The sequence below is a fragment of the Streptomyces venetus genome (assembly GCF_039540295.1).
GTDB lineage: Bacteria > Actinomycetota > Actinomycetes > Streptomycetales > Streptomycetaceae > Streptomyces > Streptomyces venetus.
The window spans coordinates 23,925-44,546 of record NZ_BAABET010000014.1 but is presented as its reverse complement, the minus strand read 5'-3'; the positions used below and the strand labels follow the sequence as shown (position 1 = coordinate 44,546).

General features: G+C 71.9%; 23 protein-coding genes. 8 read left to right on the top strand and 15 right to left on the bottom strand.

All coding sequences use genetic code 11. The annotated features are described in order from the left end of the window. Positions 1 to 8: 8 nt before the first annotated feature. The 5 genes from ABEA82_RS35075 to fabG all read right to left on the bottom strand — a co-directional run bounded on the left by ABEA82_RS35075 (position 9) and on the right by fabG (position 4,717). Positions 9 to 518: a hypothetical protein gene (locus ABEA82_RS35075; protein ID WP_345665792.1), complete on the bottom strand. Its 510-nt coding sequence runs from the start codon at positions 516 to 518 to the stop codon at positions 9 to 11. Positions 519 to 631: 113 nt separating this feature from the next. Then, positions 632 to 1,315 (bottom strand): uracil-DNA glycosylase, encoded by a 684-nt coding sequence (ung, locus tag ABEA82_RS35070; protein WP_345665791.1) that lies wholly within the window; start codon positions 1,313 to 1,315, stop codon positions 632 to 634. 93 nt (positions 1,316 to 1,408) lie between these two features. Beyond that, the gene (locus ABEA82_RS35065) at positions 1,409 to 2,989 is read right to left on the bottom strand and encodes an ABC transporter substrate-binding protein (RefSeq protein WP_345665790.1); all 1,581 of its coding nucleotides are present in this window, start codon (positions 2,987 to 2,989) and stop codon (positions 1,409 to 1,411) included. Positions 2,990 to 3,186: 197 nt separating this feature from the next. After that, the gene (locus ABEA82_RS35060) at positions 3,187 to 3,945 is read right to left on the bottom strand and encodes an SDR family oxidoreductase (RefSeq protein ID WP_345665789.1); all 759 of its coding nucleotides are present in this window, start codon (positions 3,943 to 3,945) and stop codon (positions 3,187 to 3,189) included. Positions 3,946 to 3,955: 10 nt separating this feature from the next. Further along, positions 3,956 to 4,717: a 3-oxoacyl-ACP reductase FabG gene (gene fabG, locus ABEA82_RS35055; protein ID WP_345665788.1), complete on the bottom strand. Its 762-nt coding sequence runs from the start codon at positions 4,715 to 4,717 to the stop codon at positions 3,956 to 3,958. A gap of 265 nt (positions 4,718 to 4,982) precedes the next feature. On the opposite strand from fabG, the gene ABEA82_RS35050 reads away from it, so the two are divergent. Next, complete coding sequence (locus ABEA82_RS35050) at positions 4,983 to 5,453, top strand: excalibur calcium-binding protein (protein WP_345665787.1); 471 nt, start codon at positions 4,983 to 4,985, stop codon at positions 5,451 to 5,453. A 91-nt stretch (positions 5,454 to 5,544) separates the two neighbouring features. Here ABEA82_RS35050 and ABEA82_RS35045 read toward each other — a convergent pair whose 3' ends face one another. Together ABEA82_RS35045 and ABEA82_RS35040 are read right to left on the bottom strand one after the other, a co-directional pair. Next, a complete protein-coding gene (locus tag ABEA82_RS35045; RefSeq protein WP_345665786.1) occupies positions 5,545 to 5,958 on the bottom strand; it encodes a DUF3037 domain-containing protein in 414 nt (137 codons plus the stop codon). Continuing rightward, positions 5,955 to 6,710, bottom strand: coding sequence for a HipA family kinase (locus tag ABEA82_RS35040; RefSeq protein ID WP_345665785.1), 756 nt, complete (start codon positions 6,708 to 6,710; stop codon positions 5,955 to 5,957). Before ABEA82_RS35040 ends, ABEA82_RS35045 begins: the two co-directional genes overlap by 4 nt. 202 nt (positions 6,711 to 6,912) lie before the next feature. Here ABEA82_RS35040 and ABEA82_RS35035 point away from each other — a divergent pair, with 202 nt between their 5' ends. Then, positions 6,913 to 7,416 (top strand): Rieske (2Fe-2S) protein, encoded by a 504-nt coding sequence (locus tag ABEA82_RS35035; RefSeq protein WP_345665784.1) that lies wholly within the window; start codon positions 6,913 to 6,915, stop codon positions 7,414 to 7,416. Here the strand turns inward: ABEA82_RS35035 and ABEA82_RS35030 are convergent. Further along, positions 7,403 to 8,056: a cysteine hydrolase family protein gene (locus ABEA82_RS35030; RefSeq protein ID WP_345665783.1), complete on the bottom strand. Its 654-nt coding sequence runs from the start codon at positions 8,054 to 8,056 to the stop codon at positions 7,403 to 7,405. The two genes, ABEA82_RS35035 and ABEA82_RS35030, sit on opposite strands and share 14 nt — an antisense overlap. 138 nt (positions 8,057 to 8,194) lie before the next feature. Between ABEA82_RS35030 and ABEA82_RS35025 the strand changes: the two genes are divergently transcribed. Beyond that, on the top strand, positions 8,195 to 8,665 hold the full coding sequence (locus ABEA82_RS35025; RefSeq protein WP_345665782.1) for a pyridoxamine 5'-phosphate oxidase family protein: 471 nt from the start codon (positions 8,195 to 8,197) through the stop codon (positions 8,663 to 8,665). Between the two features lie 13 nt (positions 8,666 to 8,678). Here ABEA82_RS35025 and ABEA82_RS35020 read toward each other — a convergent pair whose 3' ends face one another. Next, complete coding sequence (locus tag ABEA82_RS35020; RefSeq protein WP_345665781.1) at positions 8,679 to 9,581, bottom strand: LysR family transcriptional regulator; 903 nt, start codon at positions 9,579 to 9,581, stop codon at positions 8,679 to 8,681. A 75-nt stretch (positions 9,582 to 9,656) separates the two neighbouring features. Between ABEA82_RS35020 and ABEA82_RS35015 the strand changes: the two genes are divergently transcribed. Beyond that, positions 9,657 to 10,601 carry a DMT family transporter gene (locus ABEA82_RS35015; protein WP_345665780.1) on the top strand — a complete coding sequence of 315 codons (945 nt, stop codon included), beginning with the start codon at positions 9,657 to 9,659 and terminating at the stop codon, positions 10,599 to 10,601. 36 nt (positions 10,602 to 10,637) lie between these two features. On the opposite strand, the gene ABEA82_RS35010 is transcribed toward ABEA82_RS35015, so the two are convergent. Continuing rightward, positions 10,638 to 11,969 carry an aminotransferase class I/II-fold pyridoxal phosphate-dependent enzyme gene (locus ABEA82_RS35010; RefSeq protein WP_345665779.1) on the bottom strand — a complete coding sequence of 444 codons (1,332 nt, stop codon included), beginning with the start codon at positions 11,967 to 11,969 and terminating at the stop codon, positions 10,638 to 10,640. Positions 11,970 to 12,004: 35 nt separating this feature from the next. Between ABEA82_RS35010 and ABEA82_RS35005 the strand changes: the two genes are divergently transcribed. Then, entirely contained in the window at positions 12,005 to 12,691 is a 687-nt protein-coding gene (locus ABEA82_RS35005; protein WP_345665778.1) for a pyridoxamine 5'-phosphate oxidase family protein, read from the top strand. Positions 12,692 to 12,828: 137 nt separating this feature from the next. Here ABEA82_RS35005 and ABEA82_RS35000 read toward each other — a convergent pair whose 3' ends face one another. Then, on the bottom strand, positions 12,829 to 13,833 hold the full coding sequence (locus ABEA82_RS35000; RefSeq protein WP_345665777.1) for an EamA family transporter: 1,005 nt from the start codon (positions 13,831 to 13,833) through the stop codon (positions 12,829 to 12,831). Between the two features lie 78 nt (positions 13,834 to 13,911). Continuing rightward, positions 13,912 to 14,484, bottom strand: coding sequence for a Clp protease N-terminal domain-containing protein (locus ABEA82_RS34995; protein ID WP_345665776.1), 573 nt, complete (start codon positions 14,482 to 14,484; stop codon positions 13,912 to 13,914). 222 nt (positions 14,485 to 14,706) lie between these two features. On the opposite strand from ABEA82_RS34995, the gene ABEA82_RS34990 reads away from it, so the two are divergent. Then, entirely contained in the window at positions 14,707 to 15,135 is a 429-nt protein-coding gene (locus ABEA82_RS34990; protein ID WP_345665775.1) for a type II toxin-antitoxin system Rv0910 family toxin, read from the top strand. A gap of 66 nt (positions 15,136 to 15,201) precedes the next feature. Here the strand turns inward: ABEA82_RS34990 and ABEA82_RS34985 are convergent, their stop codons facing one another. Further along, complete coding sequence (locus ABEA82_RS34985) at positions 15,202 to 15,837, bottom strand: PadR family transcriptional regulator (RefSeq protein WP_345665774.1); 636 nt, start codon at positions 15,835 to 15,837, stop codon at positions 15,202 to 15,204. Between the two features lie 177 nt (positions 15,838 to 16,014). Here ABEA82_RS34985 and ABEA82_RS34980 point away from each other — a divergent pair, with 177 nt between their 5' ends. Further along, the gene (locus ABEA82_RS34980; RefSeq protein WP_345665773.1) at positions 16,015 to 16,830 is read left to right on the top strand and encodes a PhzF family phenazine biosynthesis protein; all 816 of its coding nucleotides are present in this window, start codon (positions 16,015 to 16,017) and stop codon (positions 16,828 to 16,830) included. A 48-nt stretch (positions 16,831 to 16,878) separates the two neighbouring features. Here ABEA82_RS34980 and ABEA82_RS34975 read toward each other — a convergent pair whose 3' ends face one another. Together ABEA82_RS34975 and ABEA82_RS34970 are read right to left on the bottom strand one after the other, a co-directional pair. Beyond that, positions 16,879 to 17,682 (bottom strand): CPBP family intramembrane glutamic endopeptidase, encoded by an 804-nt coding sequence (locus tag ABEA82_RS34975; protein ID WP_345665962.1) that lies wholly within the window; start codon positions 17,680 to 17,682, stop codon positions 16,879 to 16,881. Between the two features lie 68 nt (positions 17,683 to 17,750). Next, the gene (locus ABEA82_RS34970; protein WP_345665772.1) at positions 17,751 to 19,268 is read right to left on the bottom strand and encodes a glutamate-cysteine ligase family protein; all 1,518 of its coding nucleotides are present in this window, start codon (positions 19,266 to 19,268) and stop codon (positions 17,751 to 17,753) included. A 557-nt stretch (positions 19,269 to 19,825) separates the two neighbouring features. On the opposite strand from ABEA82_RS34970, the gene ABEA82_RS34965 reads away from it, so the two are divergent. Next, positions 19,826 to 20,410 (top strand): hypothetical protein, encoded by a 585-nt coding sequence (locus ABEA82_RS34965; protein ID WP_345665771.1) that lies wholly within the window; start codon positions 19,826 to 19,828, stop codon positions 20,408 to 20,410. Positions 20,411 to 20,622: the final 212 nt, after the last annotated feature.

Sequence of the window (20,622 nt, the reverse complement as noted above, 5' to 3'; positions counted from 1 at the left end):
CCCCGGGATCAGGGCCGCTGACGCGGCGGCTTCCACGCCCCTCCGCCGCCCTCTCCCAGCCGCGACTCCCACCGTCGGATGGCGGCTCGCACGCCCTCCCCGTAGCTGTCGTCGGCGAGGTCGGCGGCGGCGCTCCTGGCGCGCCGCAGATGGGTGCGGGCGGCATCGGGCTGACCGAGTCCGGCGTAGTCGGCGGCCAGGCTCAGGTGCAGGGAGGGGTAGAACGCCCGCACCGCGAGCGCCCCTTCCCGGGAGGCGGGACGGTCCCTCGCGATCTCCTCCGCCGCCGTCAACGCGCGCAGGTCCCAGGCCAGTTCGTCCGCGGGGTCGTCCTGCGTGTCGGCCAGGTAGTGGGCGAGGGTGCAGCGGTGCAGCGGGTCGCCGTGCGCCCCGACCTCCACCCACAGATCCAGCAAGCGCCGCCGGGCCTCCTCCCGGTCCCCCGCGTGGTGCAGGATCACGACCTGCCCGATCCGCGTCAGCACGGCGTCCGCCGCCTGCCCCTGCCGCTCCGCCACCACGCCCTCCGCACCCTCGACCGCTGTCTCCTCCCGACGCTAACCGCAGACCGGGAGGATCCGGCTCAGGCCGCTCCGTACGCCGTCGGCCGCGCGGCGATCGGCCGTCGGCCTCAGCCCAGGTTCGGAATCGTCCAGTCGATCGGCTCATGCCCCTGGGCCGCCACCGCCGCGTCGATCTGCGTGAACGGCCGGGAGCCGAAGAACTTCTTCGCGGACAGGGGCGAGGGGTGCGCGCCCTTGACCACCACGTGCCGTGTCTCGTCGATCAGCGGGAGCTTCTTCTGCGCGTAGTTGCCCCACAGCACGAACACCGCCGGGTCGGGCCGGTCGGCCACCGCGCGGATCACGGCGTCGGTGAACTTCTCCCAGCCCCGGCCCTTGTGCGAGTTGGCCTCGCCGCCACGGACCGTGAGCACCGCGTTGAGCAGCAGCACGCCCTGCTGGGCCCACGGCATCAGGTAGCCGTTGTCCGGGACGGGCGTGCCCAGCTCCTCGTGCATCTCCTTGTAGATGTTCCGCAGGGACGGCGGGATCCGCACGCCGGGCCGGACCGAGAAGCACAGCCCGTGCCCCTGCCCCTCGCCGTGGTACGGGTCCTGACCGAGAATCAGGACCTTCACCTTCTCGTACGGCGTGGCGTCCAGCGCGGCGAAGACCTCTTCGCGCGGCGGGTGGACGGGGCCCTTCGCCCGCTCCTCCTCGACGAACTCCGTCAGCTCCTTGAAGTAGGGCTGCTGCAGCTCGTCACCCAGAACCCCGCGCCAGGACTCGGGCAGCATGGCGGTGTCGGTCACGTCAACGTCCTCACGATGTGCGGTCACTTCCCGGTCTCAGAACCTACCGGCGACCACTGACAACGTGCCCGGGGTGCCCCGAGTCCGCCGCGCCTACCAGGCGGTCTTGCGGTGCAGCTCCCACATCATCATGATCGTCGACGGGTCCAGGGCCCGCTCGGCGCCCGAGACGTCCCGGCTCGCCGCCACGTACTGCCTGCCCTGCCACAGCGGCAGCAGCCGTGCGTCGTCGACGAGGATCTGCTGGGCCTCCTCGAACTCCTTCACCACGTTCGCGCGGTCGCTCTCGCGGCGCGACCGGGGCAGCAGGTCGCCGGTGATCTCGGGCGCCGGGTAAGGCGTGCCAAGGGCGTTCTGCTCGCCGACGAACGGCGCGATGAAGTTCTCGGCGTCCGGGAAGTCGGGGGACCAGCCACGCCCGAACACCGGGTACTCGCCCTTCTGGTACCCCTCGACGTAGGTCTTCCAGGGGCGGCTCTTGAGGGTGATCGTGAACAGGCCGGACCCCTCGAGCTGGCGCTTGAGCTCCTTGAACTCGGCGGCGGTCTCGGAGCCGTACCGGTCGCTCGTGTACCAGAGGGTGAGCGGGACCTTCCGGTTGATGCCCGCGTCGGTGAGGGTCTTGCGGGCCTTGGCGACGTCGGGGTCGCCGTAGTCGTCGAAGAAGCCCGTGGTGTGGCCCGTGAGGCCCTTGGGGACCATGGAGTACAGCGGGTCGACGGTGTCCCTGTAGACCTTGTGGGCGATCGCCGCCCGGTCGATGACCTGCGCGATGGCCTGGCGCACGGCCTTGCGATCGGCCCAGGGGTCCTTCGGGTTGAACACCAGGTAGTTGATGTCGCTGCCCGTGCCCTCGACGAGCTGGATCTCCTCCTCCTTGGCGCCCTGGAGCTCGACGACGTCCCCGGCGGCCAGACCGCGGTAGGTCACGTCGATCTGCTTGTCCCGCAGGGCCTTGACCATGGCGTCGGAGTCCTGGAAGTAGCGGATGGTGACCGCGTCGTTCTGGCGCTTCGCGAAACCCTTGTAGGCGTCGTTGCGTACGAGGACGGCTTCCTTGCCGTCCTCGTACGAGTCGAGGGCGTAGGGCCCGGAGCCGACGACGTCGTCGCCCTCGCGCAGGCCGTCCTCGGGGTACTCCTCCGGGGCGACGATCGACATGGCGGGGGTGGCGAGCACGAACGGGAAGGTGGCGTCGGGCTTGTTGAGGTGGAAGATCACCTCGCGGTCGTTCGGCGCCTGGACCCGCTCCAGGCTGCCGAGCAGACCGGCGGGGCCGCCGTTGACGTTGATCTTGCGGATCCGGTCGAAGGAGTGCTTCACGGCCTGGGCGTCGAGCGCTTCCCCGTTGGAGAACTTCAGACCCTCGCGCAGCTCGCAGCGGTACACCTGGTTCGAGGAGTCGCTGAAGCCGCACTGCTCGGCGGCGTCCGGCTCCGGCTCGCTCGAGCCGGTCGGATAGCTCAGGAGCGTCTGGTAGATGTTGCGGAACAGCTCCCAGGAGCTGTCCCAGGAAGCCGCGGGGTCCAGCGTGCTGGGGGCACTGGTGGTGCCCACCACGATCGGCCCCTCGTCCTCCGGGGTGTCGGACGACAGCACACCGCACCCGGCGAGCAGGGTCGATATGGACGCGATGGCCGCTACCCGCCGCAGGCATCGGTTCCGCTTGAACACGCGCACGCTCCTCGATCTGCCATACCAAGGGTCGGCAGACCATACCGCAGTGCCGTGCCCGCTGACCCTCCCCCGGACATGACTCCTTGATCAGTAAACCTTGACGACGTTGTCATCGCCCTTGGGGACACGATCACGCCGGCACGGGCGCCGCTCGCGTCGAGGGGCGCCCGTGCCGAACCGCGTACGCGCTGCCGTCAGCCCGTGCCCGCGTTGAGGAAGATGCCGCCGTCCACGACGAGCGTCTGGCCGGTGACCCAGTCGGACTGCGTGGAGGTGAGGAACGCGGCCGCGCCGCCGATGTCCGAGGGCACGCCGAGCCGGCCCAGCGGGTAGGCCGCGGCGGCCTCCTCCTCCCGGCCCTCGTACAGAGCCTGGGCGAACTTGGTCTTCACGACGGCCGGGGCGATGGCGTTGACCCGCACCTTGGGCGCGTACTCGTGCGCGAGCTGCACCGTCAGGTTGATCATGGCCGCCTTGCTGATGCCGTAGGCGCCGATGAACGGCGAGGGCGACAGGCCGGCGACGGAGGCGATGTTGACGATGGCGCCGCCGTTGTCCTTCTGCCAGGCGTGCCAGGTCTTCTGGGCGAAGCCCAGCGCGGAGACGACATTGGTCTCGAAGACCTTGCGCGCGACGTCCAGGTCGAGGTCCGCGATCGGCCCGAACACCGGGTTGGTGCCGGCGTTGTTGACCAGGTGGTCGAGGCGGCCGAAGGCCTCCATCGTGCGCTCGACGGCGATGGCCTGGTGGGCCTCGTCGTGCGCCTTGCCGGCGACGTAGATCGCGCGGTCGGCGCCGAGCTGCTCGACGGCCTCCTTCAGGGCGTCCTCGTTGCGGCCGGTGATGCACACGCGGTCACCGCGTGCCACGAGCGCCTCGGCGACGCCGTAGCCGATGCCGCGGCTGGCGCCCGTGACGAGGGCGACCTTGCCGGAGAGTTCCACGGAAGTCATGTCTGGTCCCCTAGTCGAGCGGTCCGCCGGCCACGTACAGCACCTGGCCGGAGACGAACCCGGCCGCCTCGCCCGTGAAGAAGGCGATGGCGTTGGCGATGTCGTCCGGCTCGCCGACCCGGGCCACCGGGATCTGGGTGGCGGCGGCGGCCTTGAAGTCCTCGAAGCCCATGCCGACACGGTCGGCGGTGGCCTTGGTCATCTCGGTGGCGATGAAGCCGGGGGCGACGGCATTGGCGGTGACGCCGAACTTGCCGAGCTCCTTGGCCAGGGTCTTGGTGAAGCCCTGGAGGCCCGCCTTGGCCGCCGAGTAGTTGACCTGCCCGCGGTTGCCGAGCGCCGAGGACGACGAGAGGTTGACGATCCGCCCGAATCCGGCGTCGACCATGTGCTTCTGACAGGCCTTGGACATCAGGAAGGCGCCGCGCAGATGCACGTTCATGACGGTGTCCCAGTCGGAGACGCTCATCTTGAACAGCAGGTTGTCGCGCAGCACGCCCGCGTTGTTGACCAGGATCGTCGGCGCGCCGAGCTCCTCGACGATCCGCGCGACGGCCGCCTCGACCTGCGCCTCGTCCGAGACGTCGCAGCCGACCGCGACGGCCTTGCCGCCGGCGGCGGTGATCTTCTCGACGGTGTCCTTGCAGGCCGCCTCGTCGAGGTCGAGCACGGCGACAGCGCGGCCCTCGGCGGCCAGGCGTACGGCGGTGGCGGCGCCGATCCCGCGCGCGGCGCCGGTGACGACGGCGACCCGCTGCTCAGTGGTGGACATGGCTGCTTCTCCTCAGGTGAGCGACCGCTTAGTACCTTCAGTGGGTGTGACGCTAGAAGCCCTGGCACGCGGTGTCAACGGCCTGGCCCGGCATGTGATCCATTACCCGGGCCCACGAGGCCCAGCGGACCACACTCGTCCCCCACCCGGCCCTGACCGGCCGCCCCGGCCACCCGTTCAGCTCACGACCGCCGCGCCCGCGCACCTTTCCCCGCCTAGCGTCGAAGGCGCGAGCCACTCATGGCCGGAAATAGGGAGACACTCCATGCGCCGTCGCACCGGTGCCGTCGGCATGCTGTTCGCGATCGCCGCGATCATGCCGCTGGCCGAGCCCGCCCACGCCCGATCCGACCGGGACTGCGGTGACTTCGCGTTCCAGGAGGACGCGCAGGCCGTCCTCGACGCGGATCCGAGCGATCCCGACAGACTCGACGAGGACCAGGGCCGGGGCGACGGCATCGCGTGTGAGGCGCTGCCCCACCGCGGCGCGGGCATCATCTCCCCCACGCACATGCCCACCCCCACCGTCAGCCCGTCGGCCTCCGTCACCGTCACCCCCACCGCCACCGTCACCCCCACCACCGCTCCGTCCCGCGGCGTGCGGGGCGGGCTGGGCGGCGCGGTGGCCTCCGGGCCGAGCGACTGGGACGTGGCCATCGGGCTGACCTTCACCGTGAGCGCCCTGCTCACGGCCGGCTTCTTCCTGAGGCGACGCCTGAGGTCACGTCTGCGGTGACGCCGGGGACCCGGGCCGACCGTGGCCTCGGGGACCCGGGCCGACCGTGCCGCCGAGGACCTGGCCCGACCGTGGGCCCGCCCCCGGTCCGTCATCGCACCAGCAGGTCCAGCAGCCGTTCCGTCTCCGCCGCCGGATCGGTGGTCAGGCCGGTGTGAACAGGGCCCGGCTGGACGATCGTCGAGCGGGGGGCGACGAGCCAGCGGAAGCGGCGGCCGGGGTCGTCGCCCGCTGCCTGGCCGGCCGCCGTTCCGCCCGCGCAGACGCCTTCCACGGCCCGCAGGGCGGCGTGGACACCCGCCACATCCGCCCGGGGGTCGAGGGCCAGCAGGCGCGCCTCGTCGAGGTGCGTGCGGGCGCCGACGTAGGACTCGGCGCGGCAGTAGACGAGCACCCCGGCGTTGATGCACTCGCCGCGCTCGACGCGCGGGACGACGCGCAGGACCGCGTACTCGTAGACCTGGCGGTCCCGCGGCCCGCCCCTGATGATGTGCCGGTCGCTCACTTGATCCCCTGGATGCGCTCGTGGATGACGGCGGCCCGGGCGAGCAGCGGCCGCGCGTAGGCCCGCCGCAGGTCGTCGGGTGTGTCGAAACCGGGCTCGCCGGTCAGCCAGGCGTCCGGGACACGGGCTGTGACGTCGGCGAGCAGTTCCTCGGTGACCTGCGGCGCCAACTCGGCCGCGGCGGCGGCCACGTCGGGCCCGAAGGGCGCCAGGGCATGGTCGGAGGCGTCGTACGGACGGGCCGCGGAGGCCTCAGCGCCGGGCCAGTTGTGGTGCCAGATCATGGTCGCGCCATGGTCGACGAGCCACAACTCGCCCCGCCACATCAGCAGGTTGGGGTTGCGCCAGGACCGGTCGACGTTGTTGACCACCGCGTCGAACCAGACGATCCGCCCGGCCTCCTCCGGGCCGACCGGGAACGCGAGCGCGTCGAAGCCGAGCGCGCCGGAGAGGAAGTCCATGCCGAGGTTGGTGCCGCCGCTGGACCTGAGCAGGCTCTGCACCTCCTGGTCGGGCTCGGAGAGCCCGAGCTCCGGATCGAGCTCGACCGTGACCAGCCGCGGCACCCGCAGCCCGAGCCGGCGGGCGAGCTCCCCGCACACCACCTCGGCGACGAGCGTCTTGCGGCCCTGTCCCGCGCCGGTGAACTTCAGGACGTACGTCCCGAAGTCGTCGGCCTCGACGAGTCCCGGCAGCGAACCGCCCTCCCGCAGGGGGGCGATGAATCGGGTCGCGATCACTTCCTTGAGCATCGCCCCAGGTTACTGAGGCGGTGGCCCGGCACCGGCGCCGGCGTCGCGGCGGCGGACCGTAAACCGACAGCGAACCGACAGCGAGGTTTTACGCACAGCTGCTCCCGGCCGGGCCAGGATTTCGACACCGTCTGAACAGGCGGTCCGCCGGGCCCGTACCTCCCGGCAGATCATCGCAAGCCTCCCGAAGGGAAATGTCCGTATGACCAGCGCATCGCTCCAGCCCGCATCGGGACCGGCCCGTCGTACCGTCGTGGCGGCGGCCGGAGCGGCGGGTCTCGCCGCCGCGCTGACCGCCTGCGGAGGCTCGGACGACAGCTCGTCCGGCTCCGTCGACTCCTCCGGCTCGTCCGGCACCGCCCAGGGCGGCCAGGGGGCGGGCAGCACCCCGTCGAGCGGTGGGGGCGGTGCCGCGGCCGGCGGCGCGCTCGCGTCGACCGCCGACATCCCCGAGGGCGGCGGCAAGGTCTTCGCCGACCAGAAGGTGGTCGTCACCCAGCCGGCCGCGGGCGAGTTCAAGGCGTTCTCGGCCACCTGCACCCACCAGGGCTGCGCGGTGAAGAGCATCGCCGACGGCGTCATCAACTGTCCCTGCCACAACAGCAACTTCTCGATCACCGACGGCAGCGTGAAGAGCGGCCCCGCGAAGAAGCCGCTGCCGGAGATGAAGATCACCGTCGAGGGCGACTCGATCACGCTCGCCTGAGCTCGTCCCGGGGACGCGTGAGACACGCCAGCACCTCGTCCGTGGTCGCGACCGTGGCGACCAACGCGAGGGTGTGGCGGATCATCGCGGGGGTGTAGTCGGCGGGCACCCCCGCGACGGCGTCCGCCGGGACGACGGCGGTGTAACCGCGGTTCACGGCGTCGAACACGGCGTTGGGGACCGCCACGTTGGCCGAGACCCCGGTGACGATCAGGGTGCGGCAGCCGAGGTTGCGCAGCAGCGGGTCGACGTCCGTGCCCTGGAGCGGCGACAGCCCGTGCAGGCGCCGGACGACGAGGTCCTCTTCGGCGACCTCGATCGGGGCCGCGACACGCACCGCGTGCGTGCCGGTCAGCTGCCGGACGGGCAGCCGTTCCGCGGCGCGGAAGAGCCGGGCGTTGCGGCTGGCGCCGCGGCCGTCGGGACGGCGTTCGGCGATGGCGTGGACGACCTGGACACCGCCCGCGTGGGCGGCGGCCACCAGGCGGGCGACGTTGTCGAGCACTCCGCCGGAGCGGGCCGCCTCGGCGAGTTCGGGCAGCGCGCTGTCCGCTCCGACCACGCCTTCCTGGCATTCGACGGTGAGCAGCACGGTGGTGGGCGGATCGAGGAGTTCACTGAGCTCTGCGTACGAGGGCACGGTTCCCCCTGGGCGCCGGCGGCGGGTCGGGCGAGCGTAGCCACCGTTGCGCACCGAAGGAAGAGACCGCATTCTTTTTCTGACGTGATGTCAGAGGATCTCCTCTGGCACGACGTGGGAAAAAGAAAGAGGGGGAGCATGACCGTCACGCAGCAGCGCCGGGGCCGGAAGATCATGATGACGCCCGGTGAGCTGGACGATTTCCTCACCACGCAGCGCACCTGCCGGGTCGCCACGGTCTCGGCCGGCGGCGCTCCGCACGTGAGCACGCTGTGGTTCGCCTGGGACGGCACGTCGATGTGGCTGTACTCGGTCGTGCGCAGTAAGCGGTGGACCGACCTGCGGCGCGACCCGCGCGTGGCCATCGTGGTCGACACCGGTGAGGAGTACGACGAGCTGCGCGGCGCCGAGCTGTCCGGGACCGTCGAATTCGTGGGCGAGATACCGCGCACCGGCGAGCTGCGCGCCGAACTCGACGTCCCGGAGATGCTGTTCGCCCGGAAGAACTTCGGCCTGGAGGAGATGCCGCACGACGGCCGGCACGCCTGGCTGCGTCTGACGCCCGAGAAGGTCGTCTCCTGGGACTTCCGCAAGCTGGCCGGACAGTAGCCGCGGTAAGGGTTCAGCCGAGGCTCTCGCCCGCCGCCCGGAGGGCCTTCACCGCCGCCCGGATCGACGGGCGGCGGTCGGCGTCCGCACGCCAGACGACGTACACGTGCCGTCGCACCCGCTGGCCGACGGGGACGGTCACGACCCCGTCCGGCACGGGACGGCGGCCGAGCGCCGGGGCGATGCACACGCCGAGGCCCGCGGCGACCAGCGCGAGCTGGGTGTGGGTCTCGGCGGCGCGGTGGCCGACGATCGGTTCGATGCCCCGGGAGCGGAGCGTGAACATCAGCCACTCGTGGCAGAACTCCCCGTCGCCCCAGGTGATCCACTCGTCGTCGGCGAACTCGCCGAGGTCCACCTCGGCGCGCCCCGCGAGCCGGTGGTCCGCCGGCATGGCGACGTCGGCGGGGTCGTCCAGGATCGGCGCCTTGACCAGGCCGTCGGGCAGCGCCATCGGCTTGTTGTACCAGTCGAGCACCACGGCGAGGTCCAGATCGCCGCGCACCACACCGGCGAGGGCGTGCTCCGGCTCCAGCTCGCAGGAGCGCAGCCGCAGCGCCGGATGCTCCCGGCGCAGCGCGGACAGGGCGAGCGGGAACAGCCCGCGAGCCGCCGTCGGGAACGCCGACAGTCTGAGTTCGCCGACGACCTGCCCGCGCTGCGCCTCCAGATCGGACTGGGCCAGTTCCACCTGCGACAGGATGCGCGCGGCATGCTCGGCGAGCAGCCGGCCGGCGTCGGTGAGCCGCACACCCCGGCCGTTCTTGGCGAGGAGCTGCTGGCCGACCTCGCGCTCCAGCTTGGACATCTGCTGGGAGACCGCGGACGTCGTGATGTGCAGGCCCTCGGCCGCGCCGCTGACCGAGCCGTGCCGGGCGAGGGCGTCGAGGGTGCGCAGGCGCTCCAGGTTCAACACGTAAGCAATACTACGCAGTATCGGGTGCGAAATCTCGATTGTGCTACGAGGTTCTCGTCCAGCATCGTGGCTGCCATGAGCACCGTCACCACCCGCAGCCGGGTCACTGTCGCGACCCCTTCGAGCGAGCGGCCGCGTCGCCGTCTCGACTGGCGCCTCCGATTCGCCGCCCTGTCCCTGATCTGGGGCTTCAGCTTCCTCCTCATCAAGGTGGGCACCCAGGCCTACGCGCCCTTCCAGGTCACGCTCGGCCGGCTGGTGTTCGGTACGGCGGTGCTCGCCGCCGCGATGGCGGTGCGGCGCGAGCGACTGCCGCGCGGGGCGCGTACCTGGGGGCACCTGGCGGTCGCCGCGTTCCTGCTCAACGCCCTGCCGTTCTCGCTGTTCGCGTACGCGGAGCTGACCATCCCGTCCACGCTGGCGGGCATCTGCAACGCGACCTCGCCGCTGTGGGGCATGGCGCTGTCGCTGGTCGCCCTGTCGGAGGACCGTCCGACGCGGGTGCGGGTCGCGGGGCTGGGTCTCGGATTCCTCGGCGTGCTGACCGTGCTGGGCGCCTGGCAGGGCTTCCACGGCCTGGACGCCGGCGGCACGGCGCTGGCCCTGCTGGCCTCCCTCAGCTACCCGATCGGCTGGATCTACGTCCGCCGCACCCTGGCCGGCAGCGGCCACTCGCACCTGTCCATGACCGGCGCGCAACTGCTGCTGGCGACGGTCCAGCTGGCCGTCGTCACCCCGCTGTTCACGACCCTGCCCACGAACCTGTCCCCCGTGCCGCTGCTGGCGATCGCCGCCCTGGGGGCGCTGGGCACGGGCCTCGCCGTGCTCCTCCAGTACGGCCTGGTCGCCGAGGTGGGCCCGACGACGGCCCAGATGGTCACCTACTTCATCCCGGTCATCGCGACGGCGGCGGGCGTCGCGCTCCTCGGCGAGTCGCTGGCGTGGTCGACACCGGTCGGCGCGGTGATCGTCCTGACGGGGGCGGCGCTCACACAGGTCCGGCCGAAGCCTCGGCCCTAGCGGGTGCCCCCGCCCGGCGCTCGGGCCGCCTCCGCCTCAGACGTAACTCCGCGCCGGAGGCGGTCCGAGCGCCGAGGCGATCGCGTCGGCCAGCACCTCCGTCTCGTCCTCGGTGAGCGTCGAGACGGTGACCCGGACGCCGGGCGGTGCGCTCAACCGGAAGCGGGCGCCGGGGGCGACGGCCCAGCCTGCGTGCAGCAGCCGGGCGACGGCACCGGTCTCGTCCGGCACCGGCACCCATACGTTCATGCCGCTGCGCCCGTGCGCCTCGACCCCGCGCCGGTCGAGCGCGCCGATCAGCGCGTCCCGGCGCCGCCCGTACGCGGCCGCCACCGCGCGCGTGTCCACCGCCCCGTCGACCCACAGCCGCACCAGGGCACGCTGCATCAGCCGGCTCACCCAGCCCGGCCCGAGCCGCTGCCGCCCGCGGACCCGGTCGACGGTGACGCCGTCCCCGGTGAGCAGGGCGAGCCGCAGATCCGGCCCGTAGGCCTTGGCGGCCGAGCGCACGAACGCCCAGTGCCGGGTGGCGCCGGCCAGTGGATGGAGGGGCACGTCGACGATGCCGTGGCCGTGGTCGTCCTCGATCAGCAGGGCCTCCGGGTACTCCCGGAGCACGGACCGCAGGGCACGCGCGCGTGCGGCGCTCACCGCGGCGCCGGTCGGGTTCTGCGCCCGGCCCGTGACGATCAGGGCGCGCGCCCCGGCCGCCAGCGCCCGGCGCACGTCGTCGGCGCGCGGGCCCTCGTCGTCGACGCCGACGGGGACGGTCCGCAGCCCGAGCGCGGGCACGAGGTCGAGGGTGCGGCCCCAGCCGGGGTCCTCGACGGCGACGGTGTCGCCGGGCTTGAGGTGGGCCACCAGCACGCGTTCCGCGCCGTCGAGCGCACCCGACACCACGGCGAGCGGGCCGTCCGGCACCCCGTCGGCGTCGAACCCGGCGCGGGCGAGCCGGGCCAGCTCCGGATCCAGCGGATCCTCTCCGTACAGCACGGGCGCACGATCACCTTCGGCGGCCGCCGCCGCGAAGGCCGCCGCGAGCGGCGGCAGCAGGGCCGGGTCCGGATTGCCGGCCGCCACGTTTCGCACGCCTTCGGGGACGTCCACCCTGATGTGGTCCCGTCCGGTCGTCGCGGGCGCGGAGCGCACCCGGCTGCCGCGCCGGCCCGCGGTCTCGATGACCCCGCGCTCGCGCAGGGTCCGGTACGCGGCCGCGACCGTGTTGGGATTCACCCCCAGGCGCTCCGCCAACTCCCGCATGGGCGGGAGCAGTTGACCGGGCTGCAACGCACCGGCTCCCACCGCCCGTTCGACGCTCGCCGAAATGTCCGCTGCGCGACGTCCACTGATCGGATACTCTCCTAGCACAAACTTGATTATGCACTAGTGCAATGGAGAACGCCATGCAGGGGACCGCGCAGACGTCGTCGCAGCCCGCCACCGCCTACACCCCGACCGACCGCACCGTTCCCACCCGCTCGGCGGACCGGGCGGCGTACGACAGGGACCTGGTGCACGCGATACTCGACGAGGCCTACGTCTGCCACCTCGGCTTCGTCCGCGACGGCGCACCGGTCGTGCTGCCGACGCTGTACGCCCGGGTCGGCGAGCGGCTCTACGTGCACGGCTCGACGGGCTCGCGCCCGCTCCGGGCGGCCGGTCAGGCGGACCCGGGCCTGCCGGTCTGCCTGACCGTCACGCACGTCGACGGCCTGGTCCTGGCCCGCTCGGCCTTCCACCACTCGATCAACTACCGCTCCGTGGTGGTGCACGGCGTCGCCCACGACGTGACGGACCCGGAGGAGAAGCGCCAGGCCCTGGACGCGCTGGTCGACCACGTCGTGCCGGGCCGCGCCGCCGACTCGCGCCCGGCCAACAGGAAGGAACTGGCCGCCACGGCCGTGATCCGCCTGGACCTCGACGAGGTCTCCGCCAAGCTCCGCACGGGAGGTGTGAACGACGAGCCGGAGGACCTGGCCCTCCCCCACTGGGCCGGAGTGGTCCCGGTGCGCAAGACCTACGGCACCCCGGTTCCCGACCCGGACCTGGCCGCCGGCACAGAACTGCCCGACTACCTCGAGGCTCGCTGACCTGAAGGGGCGCGGGGAACTGCGCGACCGGCCGGGGACGGCCCGCAGCCGCCGTCAGACAAGCGCACCCGGCTCCTTCCGCGCCCCCGCGCCTCCCCTGCCGCACACCCAAGTGCGCTCGAAGACATGATCGGCACTCAGGCGGCCGTTCCGGGCCTGGACAACTCCCTTTCCGGGCCACCGCTCGCCACCGGGCCATCGGACCCCTTCGCCGGCGTCGAGGACTGCGCGATGAAAGCACCGATCAGCACGATCACGCCTCCGGCGATCTGCGGCGCCGAGAGGTGCTCGCCGAGCAGGATCCAGGCCAGGACGGTGGCGATGACCGCCTCGAGACAGGCCACGACCCCGGCGACCTGCGGGGAGAGCCGGCGCACGGCGAGCACGCCGGTGACGTACGCGACGACGGTGGCGACGAGGACGATCCAGGCCAGCAGCGCGACGGCGGCGACGGGCGTGCCGTCCATGCGCGCGGTGCCGGTGAGCACGGACCAGTCCATGGTCCAGGGCCGGGCGACGACCGTCAGCACGGCCGCGCCGACGAGCAGACCGTAGGCGATGACACCGAGCGGGTCGGGAGCCTCGTCCCCGGCTTCGCTGCCCTGGTCGGAGAGGACGAAGTAGCCGACCTGGCAGCAGGCCGCGCCGAGTGCGAGCAGCAGCCCCAGGGCGTCGAAGCCGAGACCGGACCACACCTCGACGACACACGCGAGTCCGCCGACCGCGAGGACGACACCGACCGCCGCCGCACGGGTGACGGGCCGCCGCTGCACGAACCGCACCCAGCCCAGCACGAGGGCGGGCGCCAGGTACTCGATGAGCAGGGCCACCCCGACGGGGATACGGGAGAGGGCAGCGAAGTAACACGCCTGGACACCGGCGACGGCCAGCAGCCCGAACCCGGCGAGCAGTCCGGGGCGGCGACGCAGCAGCGCGCGGTGGCGCACGGCGAGGGGCAGCATCACCAGGGCCGCCCCGGCCACGCGCAGCCACACCACGTGCAGCGGGTCGAGGCCCGCCTCGATCAACGGCTTGGCCGCGACACCGGATCCGCCGAAGGCCACCGCGGACACGAGCGCGAGGCCGAGCCCCACACCCCTGCCGCGCCCGCTCGGGCTGCTGTCAGACGTACGCACCGGCACATGATGACAGGACCTGACAGGAGCGTCACCCCCTATGGCACCTGTCTCACTGCCTGGACGCCGGGAGCCGCCGGCCGGTCACTGAGCGGCATCGCCGCCTCTGGCGCACTCCTGGGACCGGTCGGACCGGCCGTCGAGCCGGGCGAGCACCTCGCGCGGGTCGATCCCGGCCCGACCGAGCACCTCGACGGCGCGCGCCTGCCGGTCCACGAGGATCGCCGCGAGCAGGTCCACGCCACGGGCCGGGCCGCCGTGCCGGGCGGCGCGCTCGCAGACGTACTCCATCGACGTCGCGGCCAGCGGTGAGAAACCCGCCGTCTCCTTCACCGGGGGATCCGTCAGCACGGGAACGGCGCCGGAGTCCTCGACCCCGCTCTGCCAGCGCAGGCCGTAGCCGATGCTGCGCTGGACGAGATAGCCGAGCAGTCGAGCGATCTGCGGCCCGTCACCGACGACGCTACGCGCCTCGGGGTCGGACTCCAGCAGCGAGTGGAGCAGATGGGCGGTGTCGATCTGCCGGTCCCCGTCCCTGACAGCCCGGCGGCGGGCACCTCCGATCACCGATGCCAGCTCGTCACCGAGCCTGGCATCGTTCTCCGCGCGGTGGGTGCCGTGGTCGTGGGCCGACTGGCGGGGAAGAGGGGGTCGCACACCCCTCACCCCATCAGGCCCGAGGGCCCGGGGCATCCCCGGTACGAAGCATTTTCGCGTCCCACAGGAAGTGGACTTCGACGGCCTGATCTCCTCCTTGCGGAGGAGATCAGGCCGTCGAACCCGAGGCCAGCCACACTTCTGACGGTTCGTCAGTATTGAACATCGCGGCTCCTCCGGCTACGTTCCGCGGCACCCAGCCCGACACGAAGAGGTGTTCCCATGGCCGAAGTCAGCGCGGAGGCACGCATCGAGGCACCGGCCGAGAAGGTGTGGGCCCAGCTCACCGACTGGCCCGCGTACGGCGAGTGGAACGCGACGCACACCAGCTTCCCGTCGGGCGGCCCCGAGCCCCTCGAAGTGGGAGCCGCGTTCCAGGAGAACATGAGGCTCATGAACTTCCCGGCCGAGGTGGAGTGGACCGTCGAGGAACTGGAACCGGCCCGGGTACTCGCCATCCGCGGCAAGGGCCCCATGGGCGTGACCGTGGCGACGCGCTACACCCTCACCCCCGACGGCCCGGCGACGACGGTCCGCATCGACGGCGAGTTCACGGGCGCGGCGGTGTCGCTGATGGCGGGCAGGCTCAGGGACTCGGGCACGGCGGCCCTGAAGGAGTCGCTGCGCAAGCTCGACGGGCTGGTGACCTGACCCCTCCGGAACGCCGAGGCGCCCCCGGATCGCTCCAGGGGCGCCCGTCCCACGAGGGGATGAACCTCAGTCCTCGTCGGCGAGGATCAGATACAGCTTCTTGCGGGCTTCGTTGATGACGCCGAGCGCCTTCTCCCGCTGTTCCTTGCTGCCGGTCTTCCAGACCTGCCCGAAGGCTTCCATGAGCCCGAAGCCGGCCTGACGGATCTCGCCGAGGGCCTCCCAGTCGACCCCGCGGGAGGCCTCTTCCCAGGGGGCCTCGGGGCCATCCTCGGCGGCGGCGCGTCCCGCCTCGGTGAGCGAGAACAGCTTCTTGCCGCCCTCGGACTCGCTGATGATCAGCCCTTCGTCCTCCAGCAGCTGGAGGGTGGGATACACCGAGCCCGGACTGGGCTTCCACGCCCCGCCGCTGCGCTCGGCGATCTCCTGGATCATCTCGTAGCCGTGCATCGGCCGGTCCTTCAGCAGGGCCAGGATCGAGGCCCGTACGTCACCGCGCCGCGCCCTCCCCCTCGGCCCGCCACGCCCTCGGCCGCCCCAGGGCCCGGGACCGAAGCCCGGGCCACCGGGCCCGCCCCAGCCGGGACCGCCGGGACCACCCGGCCCGAAGGGACCGAAGGCCGCGCGCAGCCCCTCGAAACCGCCTCGGCCGTGCCGCGGTCCGCCGTGTCCGTGTCCGTGCTCGAAACCATGGGTACGCATCGCAACCACTCTCCATTCCATCGTTGATCTGTCGCGATGCTTCAACGATATATCGGAATAGTGTGGCCGACAAGGCCCGCCCCGCAGCCGCACACCCGGACGCCGGTCGGCAAAGCCGGGCCACCAGCAGCGAATTGGCCTTGGCCTGCGGCTTCGCGGAGCCTCTAGCGTCTGGGCATGCGGATTCGAATCGTCGACGCCTTCACCGACCGTCCCTTCTCCGGCAACCCGGCGGGAGTGCTGCTCCTCAACGACGCGGACGCCTTCCCGGACGACAGCCGGCTCCAGGACATCGCCCTGGAGGTCAACCACGCCGAGACGGCCTTCGCCCACCCCCTCCCCGAGGGCGGCGAGGCCGACTGGGCACTGCGCTGGTTCACGCCGGCCACCGAGGTCGCCATGTGCGGCCACGCGACTCTGGCCACCGCCCACGTCCTGAACACCACCGGCGCCCACGAGGGCCCGGTGCGATTCGCCACCCGCAGTGGGGTCCTCGTCGCCACACCCGCCGCCGACGGCTCGATCACGCTGGACTTTCCGACGGCTCCGCTCTCCCGGGTCGACACACCCGACGGCCTGACCGAGGCCCTGGGCGCCGAACCGCTCACCGTCCTCGACACCGGCCCGTACATCGGCGACCTGCTGGTCGAGATCGCCGACGAGAAGTCGGTGCACGGCCTCAGCCCGGACCTCAAGGCCCTCGCCACCTCCGCGCGCGGTGTCATCGCCACGGCTCGCGCGGAGGACCCCGCCCGCGGCTACGACTTCGTCTCGCGCTGTTTCTTCCCCCACGTGGGCATCGACGAGGACCCGGTGACCGGCAGCGCCCACACCGCGCTCGCCCCGTTCTGGTCCGAGCGCCTGGGCCGCCCGGACCTCACCGGCCTCCAGGCATCGGCCCGCTCCGGCCGCGTCCGCACGGAGCTGCGCGGCGACCGCACCCTGCTGAGCGGCAGGGCGGTCGTCGTCATCGAGGGCGAGCTGCTGGCCTGACACGGCGAAGGGGCGCACGACGAATTCGTACGCCCCTTTCCCGGCTCGTCACGCCGTCGGCAGCCACCCCACCTTGCCCGCGAGCAGCGCGTATCCCACGAACGCCCCGATGTCGAGCAGCGAGTGCGCCACCACGAGCGGACCGACGCGCCCCCAGCGCCGGTACAGGTAGACGAAGACGACGCCCATGGCCATGTTCCCGACGAAGCCGCCGATGCCCTGGTAGAGGTGGTACGAGCCGCGCAGGACCGAGCTCCCCACCAGAGCCGCCGCCGGAGTCCAGCCCAGCTGTCCCAGCCGGCGCAGCAGGTAGCCGACGACGATCACTTCCTCCAGCACCGCGTTCTGGATCGCCGAGAGGATCAGTACGGGGTACTTCCACCACACGCCGGGCAGCGCCTCGGGCACCACGGTGAGGTTGAAGCCGAGGCCGCGGGCGGCGAGGTAGAAGGCGATCCCGGTGCTGCCGATGACCGCCGCGATCGCCGCGCCACGGCCGAGGTCCGGCCAGGGGCGGGTGCGGTCGAAGCCGACGGTGCGCAGGCTCGCGCCCTCGCGCAGCAGGAGGTGCGCGACGAGCGCGACGGGCACGAGCGCCGTGGTGATCCCGAAGAGCTGCCAGGCCAGGTCGAGCCAGGGGCGGCCGGGCGCGGCCGAGGCGTTCATGGTGGCCGCCTGGTCCTTGAGCCCGCCCGGCTTGGTGACCGAGCCGATGAAGCTGATCAGCGCCGAGACTCCGCTCGCTCCCAGCGAGAGCGCCAGCACGAGCAGCGTCTCGTTGCGCAGCATCCGCCGCGAGAGCCGCTGCTGGGGGATGGAACCGTCGGCCACCGGGCTCGCCTCCGCCTGCACACCTGCCTCCACTTCACCGACCTGTCGGATCAGTATGGCGGCAGCGGGTCGTCACCCCGGCGGCGGTGTCAGCTCAGGGACACCGGCTCGGGCAGTCCGACCGGCCAGCTGTGCACCGGGTCCCCCTTGTGCATCAGCTCGCGGTAGCGCCGGGTCGTGGCAGCGAGCGCGTCGTCCCGGGGGAGGCCCGCGTCGAGGGCCTTGTGGAAGGTCGCGGCCTGCCAGCTCGCCCCGTTCACCCTGCGCCGGCACCGCTCCTCGATCACGCCCAGGTACAGGTCGCGGTCAGCCGGTTCGACGCCCCAGGCGTCCAGCCCGGCCTCGGCCAGCGGCAGCAGTTCGTCGCGGATCAGGCTCACCGCGTCGACCTGCGTGGTGCCGCCGTAGCGGCCGCGGCGGGGCCAGGTGAAGCGGGCGTCGATGCCTTCCTTGCACGCGGCGTCGAAGTTGGCGGCGGCCGCCTCGAACGGCAGCCGGGTCCACACCGGCCGGGACTCCTCGGCGAGGGCGCGGACGACGCCGTAGTAGAACGCCGCGTTGGCGACGACGTCGATGACGGTGGGGCCGGCGGGCAGGACGCGGTTCTCCACGCGCAGGTGCGGGACGCCGTCGGCGACGCCGTAGACCGGGCGGTTCCAGCGGTAGATCGTGCCGTTGTGCAGGACGAGTTCGCCGAGCGCCGGGACGCCGCCCTGGTCGAGCACGTCCAGCGGGTCCTCGTCGTCGCAGATCGGCAGCAATGCCGGGTAGTAGCGCAGGTTCTCCTCGAAGAGGTCGTACGCCGAGGTGACCCAGCGCTCCCCGAACCAGGTGCGCGGCCGGACGCCCTGGGCCTGGAGCTCCGGCGGGCGGGTGTCGGTGGACTGCTGGAACAGCGGCGGCCGCGACTCGCACCACAGCTCACGGCCGAACAGGAACGGCGAGTTGGCGCCGACCGCGATCTGCGCGGCGGCGACCGCCTGGGCGGCGTTCCACACGTCGGCGAAGCGGCCCGGGGTGACCTGGAGGTGCAACTGCACGGAGGTGCACGCGGCCTCCGGCGCGATGGACTTGGAGGTGCAGCTCAGGTGCTCCACGCCGGCGATGTCGAGGGTGAACTCCTCCCCCCGGGCGGCCACGATCTGGTCGTTGAGGAGGGTGTACCGGTCGACGTCGGAGAGGTTCGACGACACCAGGTCGTCCCGGTCGAGGGTCGGGAGAATACCGATCATCACGATTCCCGCGTCGACCTCGCCGGCCTTTCGGTCGGCATATGCCAGTGACGTACGGAGTTCCTCCGCAAGCCGGTCGAATACGCGGCCGTCGAGACGGTGTGGAGGAATGTTGACTTCCAGGTTGAACATGGCGAGTTCTGTTTGGAAATCGCGACTGGCGATACGTTCGAGGACTTGTGCGTTCAACATTTTGGGCATGCCGTCGGCGCCCGCGAGATTCAGCTCGATCTCCAGCCCCATGAGGTTCTTGGGACGATCGAACCGCTTCTCCGCCAGCAGCCGCTCCAAGCTCGCCAGGCACCGACGGAGCTTGTCGCGGTAGCGCTGGCGATCGGACAGGTCGAACTGGCCTGCCACGACCTTCTCCCCCATCGATGCGTCCCTCCTCGGATGATGCGGGCCGAAGATCCGGCCGCCGGGGTCCCGGTCAGGTGGAGGATGCCCAGCGAAAGCGATCGATAACGTCCCGGACGGGAGCGCGGCCCGCTACGCTGGCCACGTGTAACCGGTGGCACATTCACTCGGCATGACGCAGAGACCTGATTTCCGGGTGCCGCGCACTCGTGAAAAACGCCGACGAGAATGGGCCGACCGCCTCGCGGGCATTCACCGAGGTCATCGCCTCGTACCACCGCCTGGAATCGGGATAATTCTCGCGTATCGCCGACCGAATGTACCCTTGTTCTACTCACCGGAAACGGCTAGACGAAACACAGTCCTAACCTGTGTCGTATAAACTCCGCGAACAAGGCAGAAGGTTGGCGCCCACGGTCGACGGGTCCTGCCGTCGAGGCGATGTTCGACGGACCCCACCCTCCTCTCGTTCTTGAGACCCGGCCCCTGCCTCCGCCCACCCTCGTGAGCTGACAGCGCCGTCCGCCCCGCCCCGCCCTCGTGCCACCGTGCCTTTGAATGAGAGGCGACCCACCATGCCGCTGCATGTCCCTCCGGCTCCCGCGCCCGCACTCCGTTCCGTCCTGACTGCGCTCTCCTCGCCCACCGCGGTCCGCGAGGCCCGAACTCCCTCCCTGCTCCGCGCCCAGGGGCCCACCACCCCCGAGCTCCCCCTGCCCGTCCACGTCCTCGACCGGGTCACCGCCGAGGGCGTGCCGGCCACCCGGCTGGCCGGGTGGCGCTTCTTGATCCGTTGCGGCGAGCGCGCGGTGGCCGCGGCGGAGACCATGCTGACCCCCGACGGCTGGGCCTTCTCCCACTTCTTCGAAGGCCCGTACATCACCTCCACGGAGCACGCCCTGCGTCAGGCCGAGACGCTGCCGCAGCCGTACCAACCCCGCCTGCTGTCGGTGCCCAGCCTGTACATGCTGACGCTCTGGCTGCACGAGGACTGCACCGCGGACGGTTCCGGCGGCCACCCCGCCGCCACCGACCTGCTCGTCCCGCTGGCCCCCGCCCCTCCCGGTATCGCGGCGCATCGCCCGCACCGCGTCGCCGAACTGCTCCCCGTCCTGACCAACCGGGCGACTCCCACGAGACTGCTCGGCTCACCCGCCTGAAGCGCCGCCCGCGAGGTCTTCCGCACCCCGTCGCCGAATTCCCGGCGGCGGGGTCGACCTTTATCGCTCTTACGAGCGCCCAATAGCTCGTACGAGCCGGAAATGCCCCCTGGCCCGACCGAACTAGCCCCATCCGGCCACCACGAACCACCCGAAGTGACAGCCCAGTTGGGATGAACCGTCCGCGCGGGTGATGCGTCATGAACCTGTGA